This is a genomic window from Streptomyces sp. SS1-1, assembly GCF_008973465.1.
In the GTDB taxonomy this organism is placed as follows: Bacteria; Actinomycetota; Actinomycetes; order Streptomycetales; family Streptomycetaceae; genus Streptomyces.
Map to the genome: position 1 here is coordinate 5035221 of NZ_WBXN01000004.1, position 22134 is coordinate 5057354.

Genomic DNA, 22134 nt, shown 5'->3' on the forward strand with positions numbered 1-22134 from the left:
CCGTTTCGTCCCATCCCCCTCTGTCGCAGGTGTGAGCGCCTTCCCGGCACGGTTTCGCAGGTGAATCTCCGCGCGTAGATGCGATCGGAAGGTCCTGGTCCGCCCGTATACGCCCCAACTGGTGCGCGTCCGGCCCCTGTTACCCACTGTTCGGATAACGGAATCCCCCAAACAGCATCACGGTTGCGCATCCTTTCCCCGTTGGCTCTGGCGACTGATCACTCCCGCATTGAAGACTCCCCGCTAGGCAGGGCCGGTCGGCCCTGTGTGCGAGTGAGAGCAACCGCTACCGCGGCAGCCAGGGGGGTCGGCAACCGCCGGCCGAGAGGGGTCAATTCCACTGTGACCGCACCGATCGAGACAACGGGAGCGGAGGCTGGAGCACAGCCTGAGGCCGTGCTCTCCGGGATCGAGAAGAGCCAGATCGAGGGGCGCTCCCTGGGGCAGATCGCCTGGTCCCGCTTCAAGAAGGACAAGGCGGCCGTCGCCGGCGGCGTCATCGTCGTCCTGCTGATCCTGCTCGCGATCCTGTCGCGTCCCATCCAGGCGATGCTCGGCCTGGACCCCAACGCCCTCAACCAGGACCTCATCGACCCCAACACCTCGCTGCCCAAGGGCGACTTCGGCGGCATGAGCTGGGACCACCCGCTGGGTGTCGAGCCGAAGTTCGGCCGCGACATCGCCACCCGCATCCTCGAGGGCTCCTGGGTCTCGCTGGTCGTCGCCTTCGGCGCCACGCTGCTGTCCAACACGATCGGCGCCATCCTCGGCGTCGTCGCCGGCTACTACGGCGGCCGGGTGGACACGATCATCAGCCGCCTGATGGACACCTTCCTGGCCTTCCCGCTGCTGCTGTTCGCCATCGCCATCTCGGCCACCCTGCAGGGCGGTGCCTTCGGCCTGGAGGGCCTGCCGCTGCACATCAGCGTGCTGATCTTCATCATCGGTTTCTTCAACTGGCCGTATCTGGGCCGCATCGTCCGCGGCCAGACCCTGGCCCTCAGGGAGCGCGAGTTCGTCGACGCCTCCCGGGGCATGGGGGCCAAGGGGCCGTACATCCTCTTCCGGGAGCTCCTCCCGAACCTGGTCGGCCCGATCATCGTCTACTCGACGCTGCTCATCCCGACGAACATCCTTTTCGAGGCCAGCCTGAGCTTCCTCGGTGTCGGCATCCAGCCCCCGCAGGCATCGTGGGGCGGCATGCTCAACCAGGCGGTCGACTTCTACGAGGTCGACCCGCAGTTCATGATCGTGCCCGGCCTCGCCATCTTCGTCACCGTCCTGGCGTTCAACCTGCTCGGCGACGGTCTTCGTGACGCTCTCGACCCGCGCAGCCGCTGACCCGCGGCCGCATCGAGAGACCCAGAGATTTCCAACAATGGAGGGGAAGCAGACCATCATGCGAAGGTCAGTGCTGGCCGCGGTTGCGGTCGTCGGCAGTGCGAGCTTGCTGCTTTCGGCCTGCAGCAAGGCCGATGACAAGTCGGACAACAACGGATCGAAGTCGGCTGGGGCCAACGCCGCGACCAAGGACGTCGTCAACGCCTCCACCCAGAAGGGTGGGACGGTCACGTACGAGTACTCCGACGTCCCGGACTCCTTCGACCCGGGCAACACGTACTACGCGTACATGTACAACCTCAGCCGGCTCTACGCCCGCCCGCTGATGACGTTCAAGCCGGGCGCCGGCGAGTCCGGCAACGAGCTGGTCCCGGACCTGGCCTCCGCCCCGGGCGAGCCCAGCGACGGCGGCAAGACCTGGACGTACAAGCTGCGTCCGGGCCTGAAGTACGAGGACGGCACCCCGATCACGTCCAAGGACGTGAAGTACGCCGTCGAGCGCTCCAACTTCGCGCGTGACGTGCTCTCCCTCGGCCCGAGCTACTTCCAGCAGTTCCTCGAGGGCGGCGACAAGTACAAGGGCCCGTACAAGGACAAGAGCGACAAGGGCATCTCGTCCATCCAGACCCCGGACGACACCACCATCGTCTTCAAGCTGAACCGCGCCTTCCAGGAGTTCGACTACCTGGTCGCCACCCCGCAGACGGCCCCCGTGCCGAAGGCGAAGGACACCGGCGTCGACTACGTCAAGAAGATCGTGTCGTCGGGCTCCTACAAGTTCGAGAGCTACCAGGAGGGCAAGGAAGCCGTCCTGGTCCGCAACGAGAACTGGGACGCCAAGACCGACCCGCTGCGCAAGCAGTACCCGGACAAGGTCGTCGTCAAGCTGAAGGTCAACGCCGAGACCATCGACCAGGACGTCATGGCCGGCAAGGCCATCGACCTCGGTGGTACGGGCGTCCAGGCCGCGACCCAGGCGAAGGTCGTCAACTCCTCGGACCAGAAGGCCAACACCGACAACACCTACGGTGGCCGCCTGGTCTACATGGCGATCAACACCAAGCTCGCGCCGTTCGACAAGGTCGAGTGCCGCAAGGCCGTGGAGTACGCGGTCAACAAGGTCTCCGTGCAGACGGCCCTCGGCGGCCCGATCCGCGGTGACATCGCCAACACCGTCCTGCCGCCGGACATCCCGGGCTACCAGAAGTCCGAGCTGTACGCCACGCCGGGCAACAAGGGCGACGTCGCCAAGGCCAAGGAGCAGCTGCAGGCCTGCGGCAAGACGTCGATCAACACCAACATCTCGGCGCGCAGCGACCGTCCCGCGGAGATCGACGCGGCCACCGCGATCATCGACTCGCTGAAGAAGGTCGGCATCAACGCCAGCCTGAAGCAGTTCCCGTCGGGCAAGTACTTCACCGACGCCGCGGGTGTCCCGAAGTTCAACAAGAAGCAGAACATCGGCCTGCACATGATGCAGTGGGGTGCCGACTGGCCGTCCGGCTACGGCTTCCTGCAGCAGATCCTGCACAGTGACGCGATCGGCGAGTCCGGCAACACGAACCTGTCGCAGCTGGACAACAAGGACGTCGACTCCCTGCTGGAGAAGGCGATCGCCAGCGAGGACCAGGGCGAGCGCGACAGCCTCTACGCCGAGATCGACAAGAAGGCGATGGAGGAGGCGGCCCTCGTTCCGCTGACCTACTTCAAGGTCCTGCTGTACCGCCCCGCCGGCTTCACCAACCTGGTGTCCACCGCGGCCTTCAGCGGTCAGTACGACTACCTCAACATCGGCACGACCAAGAAGTAGCCCCGGAAGGCAGGTGAAGGCTTTGGTGCCCGCGGGCCTCGCGGCCCGCGGGCACCAGCGCCGATCCCCGTGATCTCGTACATCCTCCGCCGGACGCTCGCGGCAGTGATCCTGCTGCTGGTCGTCACCGCGGTCACCTTCGCGATCTTCTTCCTGCTGCCCAGGCTCGCCGGCCAGACGGCCGACCAGCTGGCGCAGCAGTACATCGGGAAGAGCCCCACCCAGGCCGACATCGAGGCGGTCAAGCAGAACCTCGGTCTCGACCAGCCCGTGTACGTCCAGTACTGGGACTTCATCAAGGGGATCGTCTCCGGCGCCACCTACGACCTCGGCCCCACCACGGCGCACTGCAGCGCGCCCTGCTTCGGCTACTCCTTCAAGACGCACGTCGAGGTCTGGCCCCAGCTCACCGACCGGCTGCCCGTGACGGTCTCCCTGGCCGCCGGTGCCGCCGTGCTGTGGCTGGTGGGCGGTGTCACGGCCGGTGTGATCTCCGCGCTCAAGCCGCGGTCGTTCGCCGACCGGACGTTCATGGGCATCGCCCTCGCGGGTGTCTCGCTGCCCATGTTCTTCACCGGCCAGCTCGCGCTGTTCCTCTTCACCTTCCAGTGGCCGATCTTCGGCCGCGAGTACGTCCCGTTCACCGAGAACCCCTCGCAGTGGGCCAACACCCTCTTCCCCGCGTGGTGTTCGCTGGCCCTGCTGTACTCGGCCATCTACGCCCGGCTCACCCGCTCGGGCATGCTGGAGACGATGAACGAGGACTTCATCCGCAGCGCCCGCGCCAAGGGCCTGCGGGAGCGGAAGGTCGTGGTCCGGCACGGTCTGCGGGCCGCGCTGACGCCGATCATCACCGTGTTCGGCATGGACCTCGGACTCCTGCTCGGCGGTGCCGTCATCACCGAGACGGTGTTCTCCCTGCACGGCATCGGCGAGTACGCGGTGCAGTCCATCCGGGACAACGACCTGCCGCCGATCCTCGGCGTCACGCTCCTGGCCGCCTTCTTCGTCGTACTCGCCAACTTCCTGGTGGACCTGTTGTACGCCGCCGCCGACCCGCGGGTGAGGATCTCGTGACCGAACTCTCCAAGACCGGTGCCGCAGTGGGGGAGCCCGTGAAGGGCGCCTCCGACGCGTCCACGGCGTTCCTCGATGTCCGTGACCTCAAGGTGTACTTCCCGACCGACGACGGTCTGGTCAAGTCCGTCGACGGGCTGACCTTCTCGCTGGAGAAGGGCAAGACCCTCTGCATCGTGGGCGAGTCCGGCTCCGGCAAGTCGGTCACCTCCCTCGCGGTCATGGGCCTGCACCGGCTCGGCGCACGCGGCAAGAACGTGCGGATGTCCGGCGAGATCTGGCTCGGCGGCAAGGAGCTCATCTCCGCCGACCCGGACGAGGTGCGCCGGCTGCGCGGCCGCGAGATGGCGATGATCTTCCAGGACCCGCTGTCCGCGATGCACCCGTACTACACGATCGGCAGCCAGATCGTGGAGGCGTACCGCGTCCACCACGACGTCAACAAGAAGACCGCGCGCAAGCGGGCCATCGAGATGCTCGACCGGGTCGGCATCCCCGAGCCCGGCAAGCGCGTCGACAACTACCCGCACGAGTTCTCCGGCGGTATGCGCCAGCGCGCGATGATCGCGATGGCGCTGGTCAACAACCCCGAACTGCTCATCGCGGACGAGCCGACGACCGCCCTGGACGTGACCGTCCAGGCGCAGATCCTCGACCTCATCCGCGACCTGCAGAAGGAGTTCGGCTCCGCGGTCGTCCTCATCACGCACGACCTGGGCGTGGTCGCCGAGATCGCCGACGACGTCCTCGTGATGTACGGCGGCCGGTGCGTGGAGCGGGGCTCCGTCGCCGACGTCTTCGAGCGGCCGCAGCACCCCTACACCTGGGGCCTGCTCGGCTCGATGCCGCGCATCGACCGGGAGACCTCGGAGCGGCTCATCCCCGTCAAGGGCCAGCCGCCGAGCCTCATCAACGTCCCGTCGGGCTGCGCCTTCCACCCGCGCTGCCCGTACGCCGACATCCCCAAGGGCGATGTCACCCGTACCGTGCGCCCGGAGCTCCAGCCGGTCGGCAGCGGACACTTCTCCGCCTGCCACCTCTCGGCTGAGGACCGCACGCGGATCTGGACCGAAGAGATTGCGCCGAAGCTGTGAGTGAGACGAAGAAATCGGACGCGGCCGTCCCGGCCCAGGCGCCGGCCCCCGCCGCCGAGCGCGAGGTGCTGCTGAAGGTCGAGGGCCTGCAGAAGCACTTCCCGATCCGCAAGGGCGTCCTCCAGCGTCAGGTCGGCGCGGTCAAGGCCGTCGACGGCATCGACTTCGAGGTGCGCAAGGGCGAGACGCTGGGCGTGGTCGGCGAGTCCGGCTGCGGCAAGTCGACCATGGGCCGGGTCATCACCCGCCTCCAGGACCCGACGGGCGGCTCGATCCACTTCGAGGGCAAGGACATCACGCGGCTGAACACCGCGGGGATGCGCCCGCTGCGGCGGGACATCCAGATGATCTTCCAGGACCCCTACGGCTCCCTGAACCCGCGGCACACCATCGGCTCGATCGTCTCGGCGCCGTTCCGGCTCCAGGGCGTCGAGCCCGAGGGCGGGGTGAAGAAGGAGGTCCAGCGGCTCCTGGAGCTGGTGGGCCTGAGCCCCGAGCACTACAACCGCTACCCGCACGAGTTCTCCGGCGGCCAGCGCCAGCGCATCGGCATCGCCCGGGCGCTCGCGCTGAAGCCGAAGCTGGTCGTGGCGGACGAGCCGGTCTCCGCGCTGGACGTCTCCATCCAGGCGCAGGTCGTCAACCTCATGGACGACCTCCAGGAGGAGCTCGGCCTCACCTACGTGATCATCGCGCACGACCTCTCGGTCGTCCGGCACGTGTCGGACCGCATCGCGGTGATGTACCTGGGCAAGATCGTCGAGCTCGCCGACCGCACCTCGCTGTACGAGGCGCCGATGCACCCGTACACCAAGGCCCTGATGTCGGCCGTGCCGGTGCCGGACCCCAAGCGCCGGGGCGCCAAGAGCGAGCGCATCCTGCTCCGCGGGGACGTGCCCTCGCCGATCGCCCCGCCGCCCGGCTGCCGCTTCCACACGCGGTGCTGGAAGGCGACCGAGGTCTGCCGGACGGTGGAGCCGCCGCTGCTGGAGCTGCGGCCCGGCCAGCGCGTGGCGTGCCACCACCCGGAGAACTTCGAGGACCAGCAGCCGCAGGACACGGTGCTGCTCACCGCCGCCAAGGAGGCCGCCGAGCTGGTGGCCGACGAGGTGCTCGCGGAGTCGGCGCAGACGTCGGCCGCGGTGGCCGCGGAGGTCCTGCCGGTGAAGGAGAAGGCCGCCGAGCCCGCTGCGACGGACGTCGAGCCCGCCGCCGAGGACCCGGAGCCCGCAGCCGAGGCGCCCTCCGAAGCCCCCGCCGAGGGTGACGACAAGTAGCCACGCCACGGCCCCCGCCTTCTTTTGTAAGGCGGGGGCCGTTTGCTGCGTAAGAATGTACGGGTGCTCCAGCAACTGTTCACCCCGTCCGTCCAGCACACGCTCGACCTGATCGGAATCTTCGTGTTCGCGATCTCGGGCGCCCTGCTCGCGGTCCGCAAGAACTTCGACGTCTTCGGCATAGCCGTCCTCGCCGAGGTCACGGCCCTGGGCGGCGGACTGTTCCGCGACGTGATCATCGGCGCGGTGCCGCCCGCCGCGTTCACGGACCTGGGGTACTTCCTCACCCCGCTGCTCGCCGCGCTCCTGGTGTTCTTCCTCCACCCGCACGTGGAGCGCATCCAGACCGGCGTGAACGTCTTCGACGCGGCGGGCCTCGGCCTGTTCTGCGTCGCCGGGACGGCGAAGGCCTACGACTACGGGCTGAACCTCACCGCCTCCGTCGCGCTGGGCCTCGCCACCGCCGTCGGCGGCGGTGTGCTGCGCGACGTGCTGGCCAACGAGGTGCCGTCCCTGCTGCGCTGGGACCGCGACCTGTACGCCGTCCCCGCGATCGTCGGCGCCTCGCTGACCGTGCTGTGCATCCACTACGACGCCCTGACCCCCGTCACCGGCACGGCCGCGGCGGTCACGGCCTTCGTGCTGCGGCTGCTCGCCATGCGGTTCCACTGGCGGGCTCCGCGAGCGTGGAACCGGCGCTCGACCGTGCGGGAGGAGTAGCGCGGGGCGAGTCCCCGGCGGTCATCACCTCGCTCAGCCACTGGAAGGCGGGCACCACCTGCGGCTTCCACAGCGCCATGGTGTGGCCTCCGGCGCCCGGCGGGACGAACACCACGTCCACGCGCGTGGGCGGCCGCGCGGCGCGGTCGAGGGCCTGCGCGGCCTCGTACCCGTCGCCGGGCTGCCCGGACAGGTACAGCGCGACGGGCGGCGGCGCGGGGGAGCGGGTCAGCAGCGTGTACGGGTCGTTGGCGGCGCGCAGCGCGGGCGTGCGGGCCGCGAGCGAGCCGGCCTCGGCGGCGGGGTCGTTGTACCCGGACAGGCTGACGGCGGCGCGGTAGCGGTCGGGGTGGGCCACGGCCAGTTTGACCGCGCAGTGCCCGCCCGCCGAGTAGCCGGCCACGGCCCAGCCCTCGGGCGCGGCCCGCGCCCGGAAGTTGTCGGTGACCATCTTCGGCACGTCCACGCTCAGCCAGGTGTCGGCGTTCACCCGCCCCGCGATGTTGGCGCACCCGGTGTCCACCCCGGGCAGCAGGTTGGTGCGCGGCGAGACGAGGATGAACGGCTCGATCCGCCCCGCGCGCATCAGCGGCGCGAGCTGCTCGGTGGCGTCCATCGACCCGAACCACGCCTTCGAGGAGCCCGGGTAGCCGGGCAGCAGCTCGACGACCGGGAACCGGTGATCCCGGTAGGCGGGGTCGTCGTACTGGGGCGGCAGCCAGACGTTGACCTCGGCGTGGACCCCGGACACGCGGCCCTCGAGCTGGGTGACGAGCACCCCGCCCTCGGCGCGCATGCCGGGCCCCCGGCCCCGTTCGAAGGTCTGGCGGACCCGGGGCAGGGTCTCCAGGGCTATCCCGCCGGTGCCGCTCGCGCCGAGGTCGACGGCCTCGCGGACGTGGTCGCCGGTCCCGAGGAGGTCGTCCCAGCTGTCGTAGAGCTGGTTGGAGTTGTTGACCAGCGTGAAGACCAGGGCGACCGCCGTGGCCTGGGCGAACAGCAGCATGGCCAGGCGGGCGGCGGCCCGGGCGAACCGGGGTCCGGGCACCCGTGACCAGAGGGCCAGCGGCAGGGCGACGGCGGCGGCGCACAGCACGGCGAGCGTGACGAGGAACGGGGTCCCGGTGAGACTCATGTCCTCATAGAGGGGCGAAGCGGGCCCCCGGGTTCACCGAGGCGCCCCCGATGACCGAAAAGCTACCGCTTAGTAGTTAGTTGTTGTACCGTTCAGCCATGCCAGAAGCAGCCTCCGCCACCACGGCCCAGCGGGCCACGATCGGCGACAGCGAGTTCGACCGCGACACCGCGCTCACGCGGCGCGAGCCCGGCGTGTACGACATCGACCTCTCCGCCGGCTGGACCATCATCAGCGCCGTCAACGGCGGCTATCTGCTGGCCGTCCTCGGCCGCGCCCTCGCGGACGCCCTGCCGCACAGCGACCCGTTCACCATCTCCGCGCACTACCTGACCGCGTCCCAGCCGGGCCCCGCGGTCGTGCGCACGGACGTCGTCCGCACCGGCCGCACCCTCTCCACCGGCCAGGCCTCGCTCTTCCAGTACGACGACGAGGGCAACGAGGTCGAGCGCATCCGCGTCCTCGCCTCCTACGGCGACCTCGACGCCCTCCCCGACGACGTCCGGACGACGGCCGTGCCGCCGGCGATCCCGCCCGTCGAGCACTGCTTCGGCGCCGACGACGGCCCCGCCCCGGTCTCCGGCAGCTCCGCCATCACCGAGCGGCTGATGCTCAAGCTGGACCCCGCCACCGTCGGCTGGGCGATCGGCCGGCCGTCCGGCAAGGGCGAGATGCGGGCCTGGTTCGGTCTCGCCGACGGCCGCGACGCCGACCCGCTCTCGCTGCTGCTCGCCGTGGACGCCCTGCCGCCCACCGCGTTCGAGATCGGCATCTCGGGCTGGGTGCCGACCGTCGAGCTGACGGTCCATGTGCGCCACCGTCCCGCGCCCGGCCCTCTGCGCGTCTCCATCACCACCCGCAACCTCGCGGGGGGCTTCCTGGAGGAGGACGCGGAGGTCTGGGACAGCGAGGACCGGCTCGTGGCCCAGTCCCGGCAACTGGCGCGGGTGCGGCTCGGCTGAGGCCCCTCCCCGCTCGCCGAAGGGCGGCACTCCCGGTCCGGCCGGAGTGCCGCCCTTCGGTGTTCCCGCCGCCGCTCAGTCCAGCCAGTGCTGCCGGCCGAGGGTGATCAGCCGCATCCGCCGGATCGCGTCGTCGGCGACCTGGCGGCGGGCGTCCTCGGGGCCCTCCAGGGCCTCCAGGAACAGCGAGGCCGTCACCAGCATCTGATCGACGTACAGATGCGCGAGCATGCGCAGGTCGTCCTCCTGCCAGCCCGCCGAGACCGGGTCCTGCGCCAGCGCGGCCTTCACCTCCTCGCCGAACAGGGCGAGCTGGTCCTGTATCGCCGCGCGCACCGGCTGCACCCCGCCGTGCCGCTCCCGGGCGATGAACCGCACATGGGCCGGATGGGTCTCCACATGACCCGCGATCAGCTCCACCGCCCGCTCGATGCGCCGCTCGCTCTCCCCGTCGGGGGCGACGATGCCGCGGATCGTCGGGTGCAGGCTGCCGAGGGCCTCCTCGACCAGGGCGACGCCCAGGTCGGCGGTGGAGCGGAAGTGCCGGTAGAAGGCGGTCGGCGCGACGCCCACGGCCCGGGTGACCTCGCGCAGACCCAGGCTGCTCAGGCTCTGGTCCTCCAGCAGCGCCAACGCGGCGTCCAGGAGCGCCTGCCGGGTCTTCTGCTTCTGGGCCTGCCGTATGCCGAGGGTGTGACTCATGCCATGCAGTTAACAACTGTTCTCTGGAGTTGGGAAGTCGTGGGGCGGGGTACTCTGAAGTCAGTGAACAAGTGTAACCACAACTGTTCACCGAATTGAGAGAGATCGACACGTGATCTCGGAGGGGGATCCGACCATGTTGTTCCTCGTCGCAGCGCTCCTGCTGCTGGGCGTGGTGCTGGGCGCCGTCGCCCACGCGCCGCTCGCCCTCAGCGCCGTCGCCGCCGTCGTCATCGCCTGCTGGCTGGCCGTCTTCGCTGCCCGCGAGCGCCACGCCCGCCGGCACTGACCCCGCCGGTAACTGACCCGGCCGTCACCCGCACCGCCGGCCGGTCCTTCCCGACGACCCCACAGGAGCTGACACCCATGCAACTCACCGCACCGGCCGCCGAACGGCCGCGCACCCGGACCCGCACCCGCGACGCCGACGGCATGGCCGTCGCGTCCTTCATCCTCGGCCTCCTGGGCCTCCTCGTCTTCAACGTCTTCCTCGGCCCGACCGCCGTCGTCCTGGCCGCGGTCTCCCTGTGGCGGGGCACCTCCCGCAAGGGCCGCGCCTACCTGGGCATGGGCCTGGGCGTCGCCGACCTGCTGGTCCTGCTGGCCGTCATGCAGATGGACGACACGCTGTCCTGGAGCTTCTGAGCGGCGGCCTTGACACGAGGCCGCCCGCCGGGGCCCCTTAGAATCGTGGCCACCATGGCTTACCTCGACCACGCCGCGACCACTCCGATGCTCCCGGAGGTGGCTGAGGCTATGACCGCCCAGCTGGGCGTCACCGGCAACGCCTCCTCCCTGCACGCATCCGGCCGCCGCGCGCGGCGCACCGTCGAGGAGGCCCGCGAGATGCTCGCGGAAGCGCTCGGCGCCCGCCCCAGCGAGGTGGTGTTCACCTCCGGCGGCACCGAGGCCGACAACCTCGCGGTCAAGGGCCTGTACTGGTCCCGCCGCGACGCCGAACCGGCCCGCACCCGCGTCCTCGCCAGCCCCGTCGAGCACCACGCCGTCCTCGACGCCGTCCACTGGCTCGGCGAGCACGAGGGCGCCACCGTCGAATACCTGCCCGTCGACACGCACGGCCGGGTCCACCCGGACGCCCTGCGCAAGGCCATCGCCCGCAACCCCGACGACGTCGCCCTGGCCACCGTGATGTGGGCCAACAACGAGATCGGCACGATCATGCCGATCCGTGAACTGGCCGAGGTCGCCGCCGAGTTCGGGGTGCCGCTGCACTCCGACGCCGTCCAGGCCTTCGGCCAGGTGCCGGTAGGCTTCGCCGAGGCGGGCCTCGCCGCGATGACGGTCTCCGGCCACAAGATCGGCGGCCCCTACGGCATCGGCGCGCTGCTCCTGGGCCGCGACCAGAGCCCTGTGCCCGTCCTGCACGGCGGCGGACAGGAACGGCACGTCCGCTCCGGCACCCTCGACGTCCCCGCCATCGCCTCCTTCGCCGTCGCCGGACGTCTCGCCGCCGAGCAGCGTGCATGGTTCGCCCGCGAGATCGGCGCCCTGCGCGACTCCCTCGTCGACGCGGTCCGTACGGCTGTCCCCGACGCGATCCTCGGCGGCGACCCCGAGCCCGGCGGACGGCTGCCGGCCAACGCGCACTTCACCTTCCCCGGCTGCGAGGGCGACTCCCTGCTCCTGCTGCTGGACGCCCAGGGCATCGAGTGCTCCACCGGCTCCGCCTGCACCGCGGGCGTCGCCCAGCCCAGCCACGTCCTGCTCGCCACCGGCACCGACCCGGACCTGGCCCGCGGCACCCTGCGCTTCTCCCTCGGCCACACCTCCACCGAGGCCGACGTGGAGGCGGTCGCCCGGGCGATCGGACCGGCGGTGGAACGGGCCCGCGCGGCCGGTCTCACCTGACTCCTACGCGGGTGCCGTCCGGGCCGCCCGCACCAGCTTCATGTACCGGTCCCAGTCCCAGTGCCTGCCGGGGTCCGTGTGGTCCGTGCCCGGCACCTCCACGTGCCCGATGATGTGCTCCCGGTCGACCGGGATGTCGTAGCGCGCGCATATCCGGGCCGTCAGCCGGGCCGACGCCTCGTACATGGCGTCCGTGAGGTCCTCGGGGCGCTCCACGAACCCCTCGTGCTCGATGCCGACACTGCGCTCGTTGTACGAGCGGTTGCCCGCGTGGTACGCCACGTCGAGCTCGCGGATCATCTGCGTGATGTGCCCGTCCTTGCGGACGATGTAGTGCGCGGCCGCCTTGTGCTCCGGGTCCTGGAACACCTTCACCGCGCTCGCGAAACTGCCCTGCGTGACATGGACGACCACCATGTCGATGCCGTAGTCGGCGGGCCGGTCCGCCCGCCGCCAGTTGGCCTCCGAGGCCGCCACCCACCGCGCCCCGGCGTAGTCGACCTCGCCCTCCTTGCGCGGCTTCTGCACGCCCGGCGTCCGCCACCACAGGCGGGACAGCTCGTCACGGGCCAGGACGGCCGAACCCGCCGCGGCCACCGCCCCGCCGATCAGCACGGCGCGGCGCCCGACCTTGCGGTCGCCGTCCTTCGACGCGTTCCCCTGTCCCATGTGCTCGTCAACGGATACCCGGGGGCTCTGGTTCCCGCGTCCCCGTACCCTGGAGGGGTTATGACTGACACCGCGCAGCCCTCCCGCCCCCTCCGCGTCCTCGCCGCCATGTCCGGCGGGGTCGACTCCGCCGTCGCCGCCGCCCGCGCGGCCGAGGCGGGACACGACGTGACCGGCGTCCACCTCGCGCTCTCCGCGAACCCTCAATCCTTCCGCACGGGCGCGCGGGGCTGTTGCACCATCGAGGACTCCCGCGACGCCCGCCGCGCCGCCGATGTCATCGGCATCCCGTTCTACGTGTGGGACCTCGCCGACCGCTTCCGCGAGGACGTCGTCGAGGACTTCGTCGCCGAGTACGAGGCCGGCCGCACCCCCAACCCCTGCCTGCGCTGCAACGAGAAGATCAAGTTCGCGGCGCTGCTGGACAAGGCGCTCGCCCTGGGCTTCGACGCGGTCTGCACCGGCCACTACGCCCAGGTGATCGTCCGCGAGGACGGCACCCGCGAGCTGCACCGCGCCTCCGACATGGCCAAGGACCAGAGCTACGTCCTCGGCGTGCTCGACGACCGGCAGCTCGCCCACGCGATGTTCCCGCTCGGCGACACGGTCACCACCAAGGACGAGATCCGCGCGGAGGCCGAGCGCCGGGGCCTCGCCGTCGCCAAGAAGCCCGACTCGCACGACATCTGCTTCATCGCCGACGGCGACACCCAGGGCTTCCTCGCCAAGCGGCTCGGCAAGGCCGAGGGCGACATCGTCGACGAGTCCGGTGCCAAGGTCGGCAGCCACGAGGGCGCGTACGGCTTCACCATCGGCCAGCGCAAGGGGCTGCGCATCGGCACCCCGGCGCCCGACGGCAAGCCGCGCTACGTCCTGGACATCTCGCCGGTGGACAACACGGTCACCGTCGGCCCGGCGTCCGCCCTCGACGTCTCCGCCCTCACCGCGATCAAGCCCCGCTGGTGCGGCGCGGCGCCCACCGGCCCCGGCACCTACACCGCCCAGCTGCGCGCCCACGGCGGCGAGACCGAGGTGACGGCGGAACTCGTCGACGGCTCCCTGGAGGTGTCGTTCACCGAGCCCGTGCGCGGGGTCGCCCCCGGCCAGGCGATCGTGCTGTACGACGGCACGCGCGTGGTGGGCTCGGCGACGATCGCGTCGACGGTCCGGGTGAAGGAGAGCACCCCGGCGGGCTGAGACCCCGCGCGCGAGCGCCCCGCACGCGCGCGTGCGGGGCGCCGGTCACCCCGCGAAGAACTCCGCCAGCACCGGCGCCAGCACCTGCGGCTCCACCATGTGGGACTGCCGCTCCAGCACCCGGTACGTCCCCTGAGGGGCCGTGTCCGCGACCGTGCGGGCCGCCTCGCGCATCCAGTCGGGGCTCGCGCCGCCCGCCAGCGACAGGACCGGGGCCGTGATGGACGCCAGCCGCGCCTCCGGCACCGGTCCGCCGCCCATCACGGCGTCGTCGTAGGCCAGGGTCGGCGCGATCGACTCCATGCCGGGCCACATCGGGGACTGCCGGGCGCCCCGGATGATCCCCTCGCCGAGTCCGGTGAGCCGCAGGAACAGCTCGACCGCGTCCCCGCGCCGGTCCTCGGCCAGCGCGGCCGTCAGCCGCTCGGTGTACTCCGCCCGCTCCCCGGCGCCGCCCTCGGAGACGGCGAACGGCACCTCGTACACAGCGATCCGGGGCACCGGGAGCCCGCTCGCCGCCGCCCGCAGCGCCAGCGCGCCGCCCGACGAGACGCCGTACAGCGCCGCCTCGCCGCCGACCGCGTCGATCAGCGCCGCCAGGTCCTCGACCTCGCGCTCCACCGCGTACGGCTGGGTGTCACCGCTCCCGCCGCGCCCCCGGCGGTCGTAGACGACGGCCGTGCAGCGGTCGGCGAGTGCCTCCGCGAGGGGTGCCATCGTGTCGCCGGTGGACATCGCGCCGCTGACGAGGATCACCGGCGGTCCCTCGCCCCGGCTCGCGTAGGCGAGGGAGGTGCCGTCGGCCGAAATGGTCTTCTTGTCCATGCCTGTGCAGATTGCCGTACGGCACGGAAGTAATCGCCTACGACACCTCGACTTCGTAGAAGCAGAGATGGTCCTTGATCGCGGCGATGTCCGTCCTCGGATCCGGATACGCCCAGACGAGATCCGCGGTGTCCCCGTGCGACCAGTAGGAGGCGTCGCCCTTGAAGGGGCAGTGGGTGTGGGTCGCCGAGGGAGTCAGCAGATCCAGGCGGACGTCCTCCGGCGGGATGTAGTAGCGCACGGGACAGCCCGTCTCCCGCAGCACCAGCGGCCGGTCGCTCTCCGCCAGCACCTGGCCGTCGTGCACGACCCGGACGCGCCGGGTCCCCTGCTCGATCGTGATCGTGTGTCCAAGGGTCATGTGGGGACAGCGCGCGCGGGAGCCCCGTTCTTCCCGCGTACCGTGGGGCCCATGCGTATCTGCGTCTTCCTCTCCGCCGCCGACCTCGACGACCGCTACACCGGCCCCGCGCGCGAGTTCGCGGAACTGCTCGGCAAGGGCGGCCACACGCTCGTCTGGGGCGGTTCCGACGTCGGCCTGATGAAGGTCGTCGCCGACGGCGTGCAGGACGCGGGCGGCCGGCTCGTGGGGGTCTCCGTGGAGTTCCTGGCCGCCAAGGCCCGGCCCGGCGTCGACGAGATGGTGGTCGCCAAGGACCTCGCCGAGCGCAAGCGGCTGCTGCTGGAGAAGGCCGACGCCGTCGTGATCATGGTCGGCGGCACCGGCACCCTGGACGAGGCCACCGAGATCCTGGAGCTGAAGAAGCACGGCCACACCGACAAGCCGGTGGTCCTGCTCAACACCGCCGGGTTCTACGACGGCCTCAAGGAGCAGTTCCGGCGCATGGACGACGAGGGCTTCCTGCCCCGCCCGCTCACCGACCTGGTCTTCTTCGCCGAGGAGCCGGTCGGGGCGCTCGCCTACCTGGAGGAGAGCCAGGGCATCGCCTGATCCGGGCCGGTGCGAGCATGGCGGGTATGGCTACACATGTGATCACCGGAGCGGGCTCCGGAATCGGCGCGGCCGTCGCCCGCCGTCTGCACGCGCGCGGGGACGAACTCGTCCTCCACGCGCGCGACGCCGCCCGCGCGAAGGAGCTCGCCGCCCAGTACCCGGGCGCGGCGACACTGGTCGGCGACCTGGCGGACCCGGACCGGCTGTCCTGGGCCTTCTCCCACCAGTCGCTGCCCGACCGGGTCGACTCCCTGCTGCACATCGCCGGCGTCGTCGACCTGGGCTCCATCGGCGACCTCACCCCCAAGACCTGGCGCCACCAGCTGAACGTCAACCTGATCGCCCCCGCCGAACTGACCCGGCACTTCCTGCCCCAGCTGCGCGCCACGCGCGGGCACGTGCTGTTCGTGAACTCCGGCGCCGGGCTCACCGCCCACGCCGGCTGGGGGGCGTACGCGGCCTCCAAGCACGGGCTGAAGGCCCTGGCGGACTCGCTGCGGGCCGAGGAGCACGCGGGCGGCGTCCGGGTCACCTCGGTCTACCCGGGCCGCACGGCGAGCCCCATGCAGGCGAAGGTGCACCAGCAGGAGGGCAAGGAGTACGACCCCGCGCGCTGGATCGACCCCGAGTCGGTCGCCACGACGATCGTCATGGCCCTGGACCTGCCCCGGGACGCGGAGGTGAACGACCTGACGGTCCGGCCGGGCAGGTGACCGGCGCGGTGGCCGCGCCGCGTTGCATAGGCTTTCCGGGTGAGCAACAGCACTGACCACCTCTTCGGCGCGGCCACCGGCGTCGGTTCGCTGCCCGGCGGCGACACCCGCGAGGCCGCGAAGACCGCCACCGGCTCCTTCGACGACTTCCCGTTCCTGGCCGAACTGCCCGCCCGCGGGCCCGGCGCCGACATGATCGGGCGGACCGCCGGGATGCTCGTCGAGCTGTACGCGCGCGTGGAGCCCAGCGGGTGGCGGCTCGGCGACCGGCCCGGCCGGGACACCCGGCGCGCCCGGTCCTGGCTGGGCGAGGACCTCGACGCGCTGGAGGAGTTCACCCAGGGCTACGAGGGGCCGCTCAAGGTCCAGGCCGTGGGGCCCTGGACGCTCGCCGCCGCCCTCGAACTGCGCAACGGCGAGGCCGCGCTGTCCGATCCGGGCGCCTGCCGCGACCTCGCCGCCTCGCTCGCCGAGGGCCTGCGCGAGCATCTCGCGGAGGTACGGCGCCGCGTCCCCGGCGCCCGGGTCGTCCTCCAGCTCGACGAGCCCTCCCTGATCGCCGTGCTGCGCGGGCAGGTCAGAACCGCCAGCGGCTACCGCACCCACCGCGCCGTCGACCGGCAGATCGTCGAGTCCACCCTGCGCGACGTCGTCGGGGTGCACGGCGAGGACCCGGTCGTGGTCCACTCGTGCGCGCCGGACGTCCCGTTCGCGCTGCTGCGCCGGGCGGGCGCGGCCGCGGTCTCCTTCGACCTCTCCCTCCTCACGGAGCGTGACGACGAAGCGATCGGCGAGGCGGTGGAAGGCGGCACGCGGCTGTTCGCCGGTGTCGTCCCCGGCACGGACGCCCCGTTGTCAGACCCTGCCGGTAGCGTCATGGGTGTCAGGACGTTGTGGCGCAGGCTGGGGCTGTCACCGGGGCTGCTCGCGGAGACGGTCACGATCACGCCGGCGTGCGGACTCGCGGGCGCGTCCCCCGACTACGCGCGCCGGGCACTCGCCCACTGCGTCCAGGCGGCGAGATCCCTCGCGGACAACCCAGAGTAACGGGAGGAAACACGGTGGCCGGCGACAAGCAGGCGGAGACGACGGCGGTGCCCGCCGAGGCCCGCGAAGAGCACGCGCAGCTGGCGGAGCAGGTCGAGGAGCACCGCTTCCGGTACTACGTGAAGGACGCTCCGGTCGTCAGCGACGCCGAGTTCGACACGCTGCTGAAGAGGCTGGAGGCCCTCGAGGAGAAGTATCCGGAGCTGCGCACCCCGGACTCGCCGACCCAGAAGGTCGCGGGTTCGTACGAGACGGAGTTCACCGCGGTCGAGCACCGCGAGCGGATGCTGTCGCTCGACAACACCTTCAACGACGAGGAGCTCGCCGCCTGGGTGGACCGCATCGCCCGTGAACTGGGCGACCAGGAGTACCACTTCCTGTGCGAGCTGAAGGTCGACGGACTCGCCGTCAACCTCACCTACGAGAACGGCCGTCTCACCCGCGCGGCCACCCGCGGCGACGGCCGCACGGGCGAGGACATCACGCCCAACGTCCGCACCATCGCGGAGATCCCGGAGCGCCTGCACGGCGACGAGGTCCCCGAGCTGGTCGAGATCCGCGGCGAGGTCTACTTCCCGATGGCGAAGTTCCTCGAGCTCAACGAACGCCTGGTCGCCGCCGGCGACAAGCCCTTCGCCAACCCGCGCAACGCCGCCGCCGGTTCGCTGCGCCAGAAGGACCCGCGCGTCACCGCGACCCGCCCGCTGCACATGGTCGTCCACGGCATCGGCGCCCTCCAGGGCTTCTCCGGCATGACCCGGCTCTCCCAGGCCTACGACCTGCTGAAGACCTGGGGCCTGCCCACCTCCCCGCACAACCGCGTGGTCGACGACCTCGCGGGCATCCGGGAGTTCATCGCGTACTACGGCGAGAACCGCCACTCCGTCGAGCACGAGATCGACGGCGTCGTCGTCAAGCTGGACGAGATCCGGCTCCAGGGCCGCCTCGGCTCCACCGCGCGCGCCCCGCGCTGGGCCATCGCGTACAAGTACGCGCCGGAGGAGGTCAACACCAAGCTCATCGACATCAAGGTCGGCGTCGGCCGCACCGGCCGGGTCACCCCCTACGCCCAGGTCGAGCCGGTCACCGTCGCGGGCAGCGAGGTCGAGTTCGCGACCCTGCACAACCAGGAGGTCGTGAAGGCCAAGGGCGTCCTCATCGGGGACACCGTGGTCATCCGCAAGGCCGGGGACGTCATCCCGGAGATCCTCGGCCCGGTCGTCGACCTGCGCGACGGCAGCGAACGGGAGTTCGTGATGCCGAGCGAGTGCCCCGAGTGCGGCACCCCGCTGCGGCCCATGAAGGAGGGCGACATCGACCTCCGCTGCCCCAACGCCCGTGCCTGCCCGGCCCAGTTGCGGGAGCGGCTCACCTATCTCGCCGGGCGTGAGTGCCTGGACATCGAGCACTTCGGCGCGGTGGCCGCCGCCGCGCTCACCCGCCCGCTGGAGCCGGCCGAACCGCCGATGGCCGACGAGGGCGACCTGTTCGACCTGACGGTGGAGAAGCTGCTGCCCATCAAGGCGTACGTCCTCGACCCCGACAGCGGTCTGCCCAAGCGCGACCCGAAGACGGGCGAGGAGAAGGTCGTCACGGTCTTCGCCAACCAGAAGGGCGAGCCGAAGAAGAACACCCTCGCCCTGCTGGCGAACATCGAGGCGGCCAAGCAGCGCCCGCTCGCGCGGTTCATCAACGGACTGTCCATCCGGCACGTCGGCCCGGTCGCCGCGCAGGCCCTCGCCCGTGAGTTCCGCTCGATCGACCGCATCGAACAGGCCACGGAGGAGGAGCTCGCGGCGACCGCCGGAGTCGGCCCCATCATCGCCGCCGCGCTCAAGGAGTGGTTCGCCGAGGACTGGCACCGCGAGATCATCCGCAAGTGGAAGGCGGCCGGCGTCCCGCTGGAGGAGCAGTCCTCCGGGGAGGACGAGGGCCCCCGCCCGCTGGAAGGGCTGACGGTCGTCGTCACCGGCACGCTGGAGAACTACACGCGAGACGGGGCCAAGGAGGCGCTGGAGAGCCGCGGCGCGAAGGTGACCGGTTCGGTGTCGAAGAAGACGTCCTTCGTCGTCGTGGGCGACAGCCCGGGCTCCAAGTACGACAAGGCGATGCAGCTGAAGGTGCCGGTCCTGGACGAGGACGGCTTCGCCGTCCTGCTGGAACAGGGGCCGGAAGCCGCGGCCGAAGTTGCCCTGTCCCCGGAGCAGTAACGGTTGAACCCGGCCCGATGGGCGCATATCAGATGCATACGGGTGGCTGGGGCGCATTCGGGCAACCGTCGACGACCGCTGCCCGTACACGCCTTCGGCGGCCTACTGTTGAGATGTGCGCCTGCCGTGCCCAGTTGCGGTCGGGGCATCCCTTCGCTCCGAGAAGGCTCCGACAAGCGTCCGAGAAGCGTCCGAGGAGCAAGGAAGGGCGAGGGGAAGGGTTTTCCAGCGCGGGGCCGTCGAGGGCAGTCGTCGGGCGACGGGCCGCGTGGCGTGGGCACCGCCGGCTGTGAGAGGGACGGGAATGGAACCGACCGAGAGTGCCGCCCCGCACTCACGGCTGCGCCGGACGGCCGGCGCATGGCGCGGGTGGGCGACACGGACCGCGGATCGCCCCGGTGCGGGCAGCGGGCGGGAGACCCCGGACGGCGGTGCCGCCCTGCGGGACGGCGAGCACGCGGCGGGGCTGTCGGACCCCGACCAGGAACGGCACCTGTACTGGCCCGCGTTGCCCGCCTCGGTGGTCGCGGCCGCCGCCCTCGTCCTCGGCGCGGGCTTCTACCGGGCGTTCACCGGCGGCCACGCCCTCTTCCCGTCCGGCACCGTCGGCTGGTCCCTGGCCGTGCTGACCGGCATCATCGTCGGCCACCTGGTGGCCCTGGGCCGCGCCCGCTGGTGGGGCGGCACGGGCTCCGGCGCCGCCCTCACCCTCGCCGTGCTGCTGCTGTACGGCTGGGTGCCGGCCGGCATGGTCAGCCTCACCGTCGTCGTCCTGGTCGGTGTCGCCCGCCGGGGCCACTGGCGCCTGGGCGTGCTGCACGGCGCGGTGGACATCCTCGGCATCGCCTCCGGCGCCCTGGTGCTGGCCGCGTTCGGCCGGGTCCCGAGCGTCGAGAGACCCTGGAGCCCCGACACCTGGACGCTCTACACCGCGCCCGGCGTCGTGCTGGTCGCCGTGGCGTATCTCCTCGTCACCCGCGTCCTGCACTGGTACCTGCACGCCCCGCGCGGCGGTCTGCCCACCGTCGCCCGCACCGCCCTGGTCAGACAGGGGCTGGTCGCCGTCGCCCTGCTGTGCATCGCCCCGCTGGTGTGCGTGGTGGCCGTCGCCAAGCCGTTGCTGCTGCCGCTGTTCTCCATCCCGCTGATAGCCCTCGACTCCACGCTGTGGATAGCGAGGGCCCGGGCGGAGGAGCAGTTGCGCGATCCGCTGACCGGGCTGCCGAACCGGCAGTGGCTGCAGGAGCGCATCTGGACGGCGCTGGACGACGCCGAACGCGTGGGCGCCCGCTCCGCGCTGATGCTGATCGACCTGGACCGCTTCCGGTCGGTGAACGACACCCTGGGGCATCTCGCCGGTGACCGGCTGCTGTTGCAGATCGCCGACCGGCTGCGGCTCGCCCTGCCGCGCGGAGCGGAGGCCGCGCGGCTCGGGGGAGACGAGTTCGCCGTCCTGCTGCCGGTCGCGGACTCCACCACGTCCGCGACCCGGGTCGCCCGCGGCCTGGTCGCGGCGCTCAGCTCACCGCTCGACCTGGACGGCCTCACCCTGGTGCTGGAGGCCAGCGCGGGCGTCGCCGTCTTCCCGGACCACGCGCTCGACGCCGAAGGGATGCTGCGGCGCGCGGACGTGGCGATGTACCAGGCGAAGCGGGACCGCACGGGCGTCGAGGTCTACGAGTCCAAACGGGACTCCAACACCCCGGACCGGCTCGGGCTCCTCGGCGATCTGCGCCGCGCCCTCGACGCCCACGAGGTCGAGCTGCACTACCAGCCCAAGGTCCGCTTCGACGGACAGGTAGCCGGCCTGGAGGCGCTGGTCCGCTGGGTGCACCCCGAGCGCGGGAGGGTGCCGCCCGACGAGTTCATCGCCATCGCCGAGTCCTCCGGGCTGATGCCGCACCTCACCGAGTACGTCCTGGAGACCGCGCTCGGCCAGGTGGCGCGCTGGCGTTCCCAGGGCCTGTTCGTGCCGGTCGCCGTCAACGTCTCCCCGCGCGACGTGCACACCCCCGGGTTCGCCGGGTCCGTCGCCGCGCGCCTCGCCCGGCACGGGGTGCCCGCGGGGGCGCTCCAGCTGGAGATCACCGAGCACGTCCTGCTGGAGGACCCGACCCGCGCTGCCGACACCCTCGCCGCCCTCACCGGGCACGGCGTGAAGATGTCCCTCGACGACTTCGGCACCGGCTACTCCTCGCTCGTGCATCTGCGGCGGCTCCCGGTGAGCGAGCTGAAGATCGACCGCTCGTTCGTGGCCCGGCTCGCGGTGGACACCGAGGACGCGGAGATCGTGCGCTGCACGATCGACCTGGCGCACTCCCTCGGCCTGCTGGTCGTCGCCGAGGGCGTCGAGGACGACGAGACCTGGGAGCGGCTGCGCGATCTGCGCTGCGACGCCGTCCAGGGCTGGCTGGTGGCCGCCGCCATGCCGCCCGAGGAGACGACCGCCTGGCTGCGGGCACGCGGCTCACGCGGCTGGCAGCGCCCGAAGGCGGCACTCCCGGCCGCCGAGTGACCTGGTGAGGCCCTGA

At 71.4% G+C, this 22134-nt stretch carries 21 protein-coding genes; 16 read left to right on the plus strand and 5 right to left on the minus strand.

Translation table 11 applies throughout. From position 1 onward, the window contains the following. Nucleotides 1–342 precede the first annotated feature (342 nt). The 6 genes from F8R89_RS24615 (at nucleotide 343) to F8R89_RS24640 (ending at nucleotide 7319) form a co-directional block, all read left to right on the plus strand. Nucleotides 343–1341: an ABC transporter permease gene (locus F8R89_RS24615; RefSeq protein ID WP_151785986.1), complete on the plus strand. Its 999-nt coding sequence runs from the start codon at nucleotides 343–345 to the stop codon at nucleotides 1339–1341. A 37-nt stretch (nucleotides 1342–1378) separates the two neighbouring features. Next, the gene (locus F8R89_RS24620) at nucleotides 1379–3151 is read left to right on the plus strand and encodes an ABC transporter substrate-binding protein (RefSeq protein ID WP_151785987.1); all 1773 of its coding nucleotides are present in this window, start codon (nucleotides 1379–1381) and stop codon (nucleotides 3149–3151) included. A 69-nt stretch (nucleotides 3152–3220) separates the two neighbouring features. Beyond that, nucleotides 3221–4228 carry an ABC transporter permease gene (locus F8R89_RS24625; protein WP_062666507.1) on the plus strand — a complete coding sequence of 336 codons (1008 nt, stop codon included), beginning with the start codon at nucleotides 3221–3223 and terminating at the stop codon, nucleotides 4226–4228. After that, complete coding sequence (locus F8R89_RS24630; protein WP_151785988.1) at nucleotides 4225–5322, plus strand: ABC transporter ATP-binding protein; 1098 nt, start codon at nucleotides 4225–4227, stop codon at nucleotides 5320–5322. The genes F8R89_RS24625 and F8R89_RS24630 overlap by 4 nt, the downstream gene beginning before the upstream one ends. Further along, complete coding sequence (locus tag F8R89_RS24635; protein ID WP_151785989.1) at nucleotides 5319–6599, plus strand: ABC transporter ATP-binding protein; 1281 nt, start codon at nucleotides 5319–5321, stop codon at nucleotides 6597–6599. Before F8R89_RS24630 ends, F8R89_RS24635 begins: the two co-directional genes overlap by 4 nt. Nucleotides 6600–6662: 63 nt before the next feature. Then, nucleotides 6663–7319, plus strand: a complete 657-nt coding sequence (locus F8R89_RS24640) for a trimeric intracellular cation channel family protein (RefSeq protein ID WP_151785990.1) — start codon at nucleotides 6663–6665, stop codon at nucleotides 7317–7319. Here F8R89_RS24640 and F8R89_RS24645 read toward each other — a convergent pair. Further along, a complete protein-coding gene (locus tag F8R89_RS24645) occupies nucleotides 7228–8454 on the minus strand; it encodes an alpha/beta hydrolase (RefSeq protein WP_151785991.1) in 1227 nt (408 codons plus the stop codon). The two genes, F8R89_RS24640 and F8R89_RS24645, sit on opposite strands and share 92 nt — an antisense overlap. A 98-nt stretch (nucleotides 8455–8552) precedes the next feature. Between F8R89_RS24645 and F8R89_RS24650 the strand changes: the two genes are divergently transcribed. Next, a complete protein-coding gene (locus tag F8R89_RS24650; protein ID WP_151785992.1) occupies nucleotides 8553–9416 on the plus strand; it encodes a thioesterase family protein in 864 nt (287 codons plus the stop codon). Nucleotides 9417–9491: 75 nt separating this feature from the next. Here the strand turns inward: F8R89_RS24650 and F8R89_RS24655 are convergent, their stop codons facing one another. Continuing rightward, nucleotides 9492–10118 carry a TetR family transcriptional regulator gene (locus tag F8R89_RS24655; protein WP_151785993.1) on the minus strand — a complete coding sequence of 209 codons (627 nt, stop codon included), beginning with the start codon at nucleotides 10116–10118 and terminating at the stop codon, nucleotides 9492–9494. 136 nt (nucleotides 10119–10254) lie between these two features. On the opposite strand from F8R89_RS24655, the gene F8R89_RS36275 reads away from it, so the two are divergent. The 3 genes from F8R89_RS36275 to F8R89_RS24665 all read left to right on the plus strand — a co-directional run bounded on the left by F8R89_RS36275 (nucleotide 10255) and on the right by F8R89_RS24665 (nucleotide 11987). After that, nucleotides 10255–10407 carry a hypothetical protein gene (locus tag F8R89_RS36275; protein WP_192806217.1) on the plus strand — a complete coding sequence of 51 codons (153 nt, stop codon included), beginning with the start codon at nucleotides 10255–10257 and terminating at the stop codon, nucleotides 10405–10407. 77 nt (nucleotides 10408–10484) lie between these two features. Beyond that, entirely contained in the window at nucleotides 10485–10763 is a 279-nt protein-coding gene (locus F8R89_RS24660; protein WP_151785994.1) for a DUF4190 domain-containing protein, read from the plus strand. 54 nt (nucleotides 10764–10817) lie between these two features. Then, on the plus strand, nucleotides 10818–11987 hold the full coding sequence (locus tag F8R89_RS24665) for a cysteine desulfurase family protein (protein WP_151785995.1): 1170 nt from the start codon (nucleotides 10818–10820) through the stop codon (nucleotides 11985–11987). Nucleotides 11988–11990: 3 nt separating this feature from the next. On the opposite strand, the gene F8R89_RS24670 is transcribed toward F8R89_RS24665, so the two are convergent. After that, on the minus strand, nucleotides 11991–12656 hold the full coding sequence (locus F8R89_RS24670) for an N-acetylmuramoyl-L-alanine amidase (protein ID WP_151785996.1): 666 nt from the start codon (nucleotides 12654–12656) through the stop codon (nucleotides 11991–11993). Between the two features lie 60 nt (nucleotides 12657–12716). Between F8R89_RS24670 and mnmA the strand changes: the two genes are divergently transcribed. Further along, complete coding sequence (mnmA, locus tag F8R89_RS24675) at nucleotides 12717–13853, plus strand: tRNA 2-thiouridine(34) synthase MnmA (RefSeq protein ID WP_151785997.1); 1137 nt, start codon at nucleotides 12717–12719, stop codon at nucleotides 13851–13853. 45 nt (nucleotides 13854–13898) lie between these two features. Here the strand turns inward: mnmA and F8R89_RS24680 are convergent, their stop codons facing one another. Further along, nucleotides 13899–14678 (minus strand): alpha/beta fold hydrolase, encoded by a 780-nt coding sequence (locus F8R89_RS24680; protein WP_151785998.1) that lies wholly within the window; start codon nucleotides 14676–14678, stop codon nucleotides 13899–13901. 37 nt (nucleotides 14679–14715) lie between these two features. Beyond that, nucleotides 14716–15039 (minus strand): DUF427 domain-containing protein, encoded by a 324-nt coding sequence (locus F8R89_RS24685; RefSeq protein WP_151785999.1) that lies wholly within the window; start codon nucleotides 15037–15039, stop codon nucleotides 14716–14718. 51 nt (nucleotides 15040–15090) lie between these two features. On the opposite strand from F8R89_RS24685, the gene F8R89_RS24690 reads away from it, so the two are divergent. The 5 genes from F8R89_RS24690 to F8R89_RS24710 all read left to right on the plus strand — a co-directional run bounded on the left by F8R89_RS24690 (nucleotide 15091) and on the right by F8R89_RS24710 (nucleotide 22118). After that, a complete protein-coding gene (locus tag F8R89_RS24690; protein WP_151786000.1) occupies nucleotides 15091–15630 on the plus strand; it encodes a TIGR00730 family Rossman fold protein in 540 nt (179 codons plus the stop codon). Between the two features lie 17 nt (nucleotides 15631–15647). Continuing rightward, a complete protein-coding gene (locus tag F8R89_RS24695) occupies nucleotides 15648–16346 on the plus strand; it encodes an SDR family oxidoreductase (protein ID WP_151786001.1) in 699 nt (232 codons plus the stop codon). A gap of 39 nt (nucleotides 16347–16385) precedes the next feature. After that, the gene (locus F8R89_RS24700) at nucleotides 16386–17393 is read left to right on the plus strand and encodes a methionine synthase (RefSeq protein ID WP_151786002.1); all 1008 of its coding nucleotides are present in this window, start codon (nucleotides 16386–16388) and stop codon (nucleotides 17391–17393) included. A 14-nt stretch (nucleotides 17394–17407) separates the two neighbouring features. Continuing rightward, nucleotides 17408–19603: an NAD-dependent DNA ligase LigA gene (gene ligA, locus F8R89_RS24705; RefSeq protein ID WP_151786003.1), complete on the plus strand. Its 2196-nt coding sequence runs from the start codon at nucleotides 17408–17410 to the stop codon at nucleotides 19601–19603. Between the two features lie 304 nt (nucleotides 19604–19907). Continuing rightward, entirely contained in the window at nucleotides 19908–22118 is a 2211-nt protein-coding gene (locus tag F8R89_RS24710) for a putative bifunctional diguanylate cyclase/phosphodiesterase (RefSeq protein WP_151786004.1), read from the plus strand. The last annotated feature ends 16 nt before the right edge of the window (nucleotides 22119–22134 follow it).

What these genes read in the sequence shown, in the direction of transcription:
- F8R89_RS24620 (WP_151785987.1), top strand. Translation starts at nt 1,379, where the DNA reads ATGGAGGGGAAGCAGACCATCATGCGAAGGTCAGTGCTGGCCGCGGTT.
- F8R89_RS24645 (WP_151785991.1), bottom strand. Translation starts at nt 8,454, where the DNA reads ATGAGTCTCACCGGGACCCCGTTCCTCGTCACGCTCGCCGTGCTGTGC.
- F8R89_RS24650 (WP_151785992.1), top strand. Translation starts at nt 8,553, where the DNA reads ATGCCAGAAGCAGCCTCCGCCACCACGGCCCAGCGGGCCACGATCGGC.
- F8R89_RS24655 (WP_151785993.1), bottom strand. Translation starts at nt 10,118, where the DNA reads ATGAGTCACACCCTCGGCATACGGCAGGCCCAGAAGCAGAAGACCCGG.
- F8R89_RS36275 (WP_192806217.1), top strand. Translation starts at nt 10,255, where the DNA reads ATGTTGTTCCTCGTCGCAGCGCTCCTGCTGCTGGGCGTGGTGCTGGGC.
- F8R89_RS24660 (WP_151785994.1), top strand. Translation starts at nt 10,485, where the DNA reads ATGCAACTCACCGCACCGGCCGCCGAACGGCCGCGCACCCGGACCCGC.
- F8R89_RS24665 (WP_151785995.1), top strand. Translation starts at nt 10,818, where the DNA reads ATGGCTTACCTCGACCACGCCGCGACCACTCCGATGCTCCCGGAGGTG.
- F8R89_RS24670 (WP_151785996.1), bottom strand. Translation starts at nt 12,656, where the DNA reads ATGGGACAGGGGAACGCGTCGAAGGACGGCGACCGCAAGGTCGGGCGC.
- mnmA (WP_151785997.1), top strand. Translation starts at nt 12,717, where the DNA reads ATGACTGACACCGCGCAGCCCTCCCGCCCCCTCCGCGTCCTCGCCGCC.
- F8R89_RS24680 (WP_151785998.1), bottom strand. Translation starts at nt 14,678, where the DNA reads ATGGACAAGAAGACCATTTCGGCCGACGGCACCTCCCTCGCCTACGCG.
- F8R89_RS24685 (WP_151785999.1), bottom strand. Translation starts at nt 15,039, where the DNA reads ATGACCCTTGGACACACGATCACGATCGAGCAGGGGACCCGGCGCGTC.
- F8R89_RS24690 (WP_151786000.1), top strand. Translation starts at nt 15,091, where the DNA reads ATGCGTATCTGCGTCTTCCTCTCCGCCGCCGACCTCGACGACCGCTAC.
- F8R89_RS24695 (WP_151786001.1), top strand. Translation starts at nt 15,648, where the DNA reads ATGGCGGGTATGGCTACACATGTGATCACCGGAGCGGGCTCCGGAATC.
- F8R89_RS24710 (WP_151786004.1), top strand. Translation starts at nt 19,908, where the DNA reads ATGGAACCGACCGAGAGTGCCGCCCCGCACTCACGGCTGCGCCGGACG.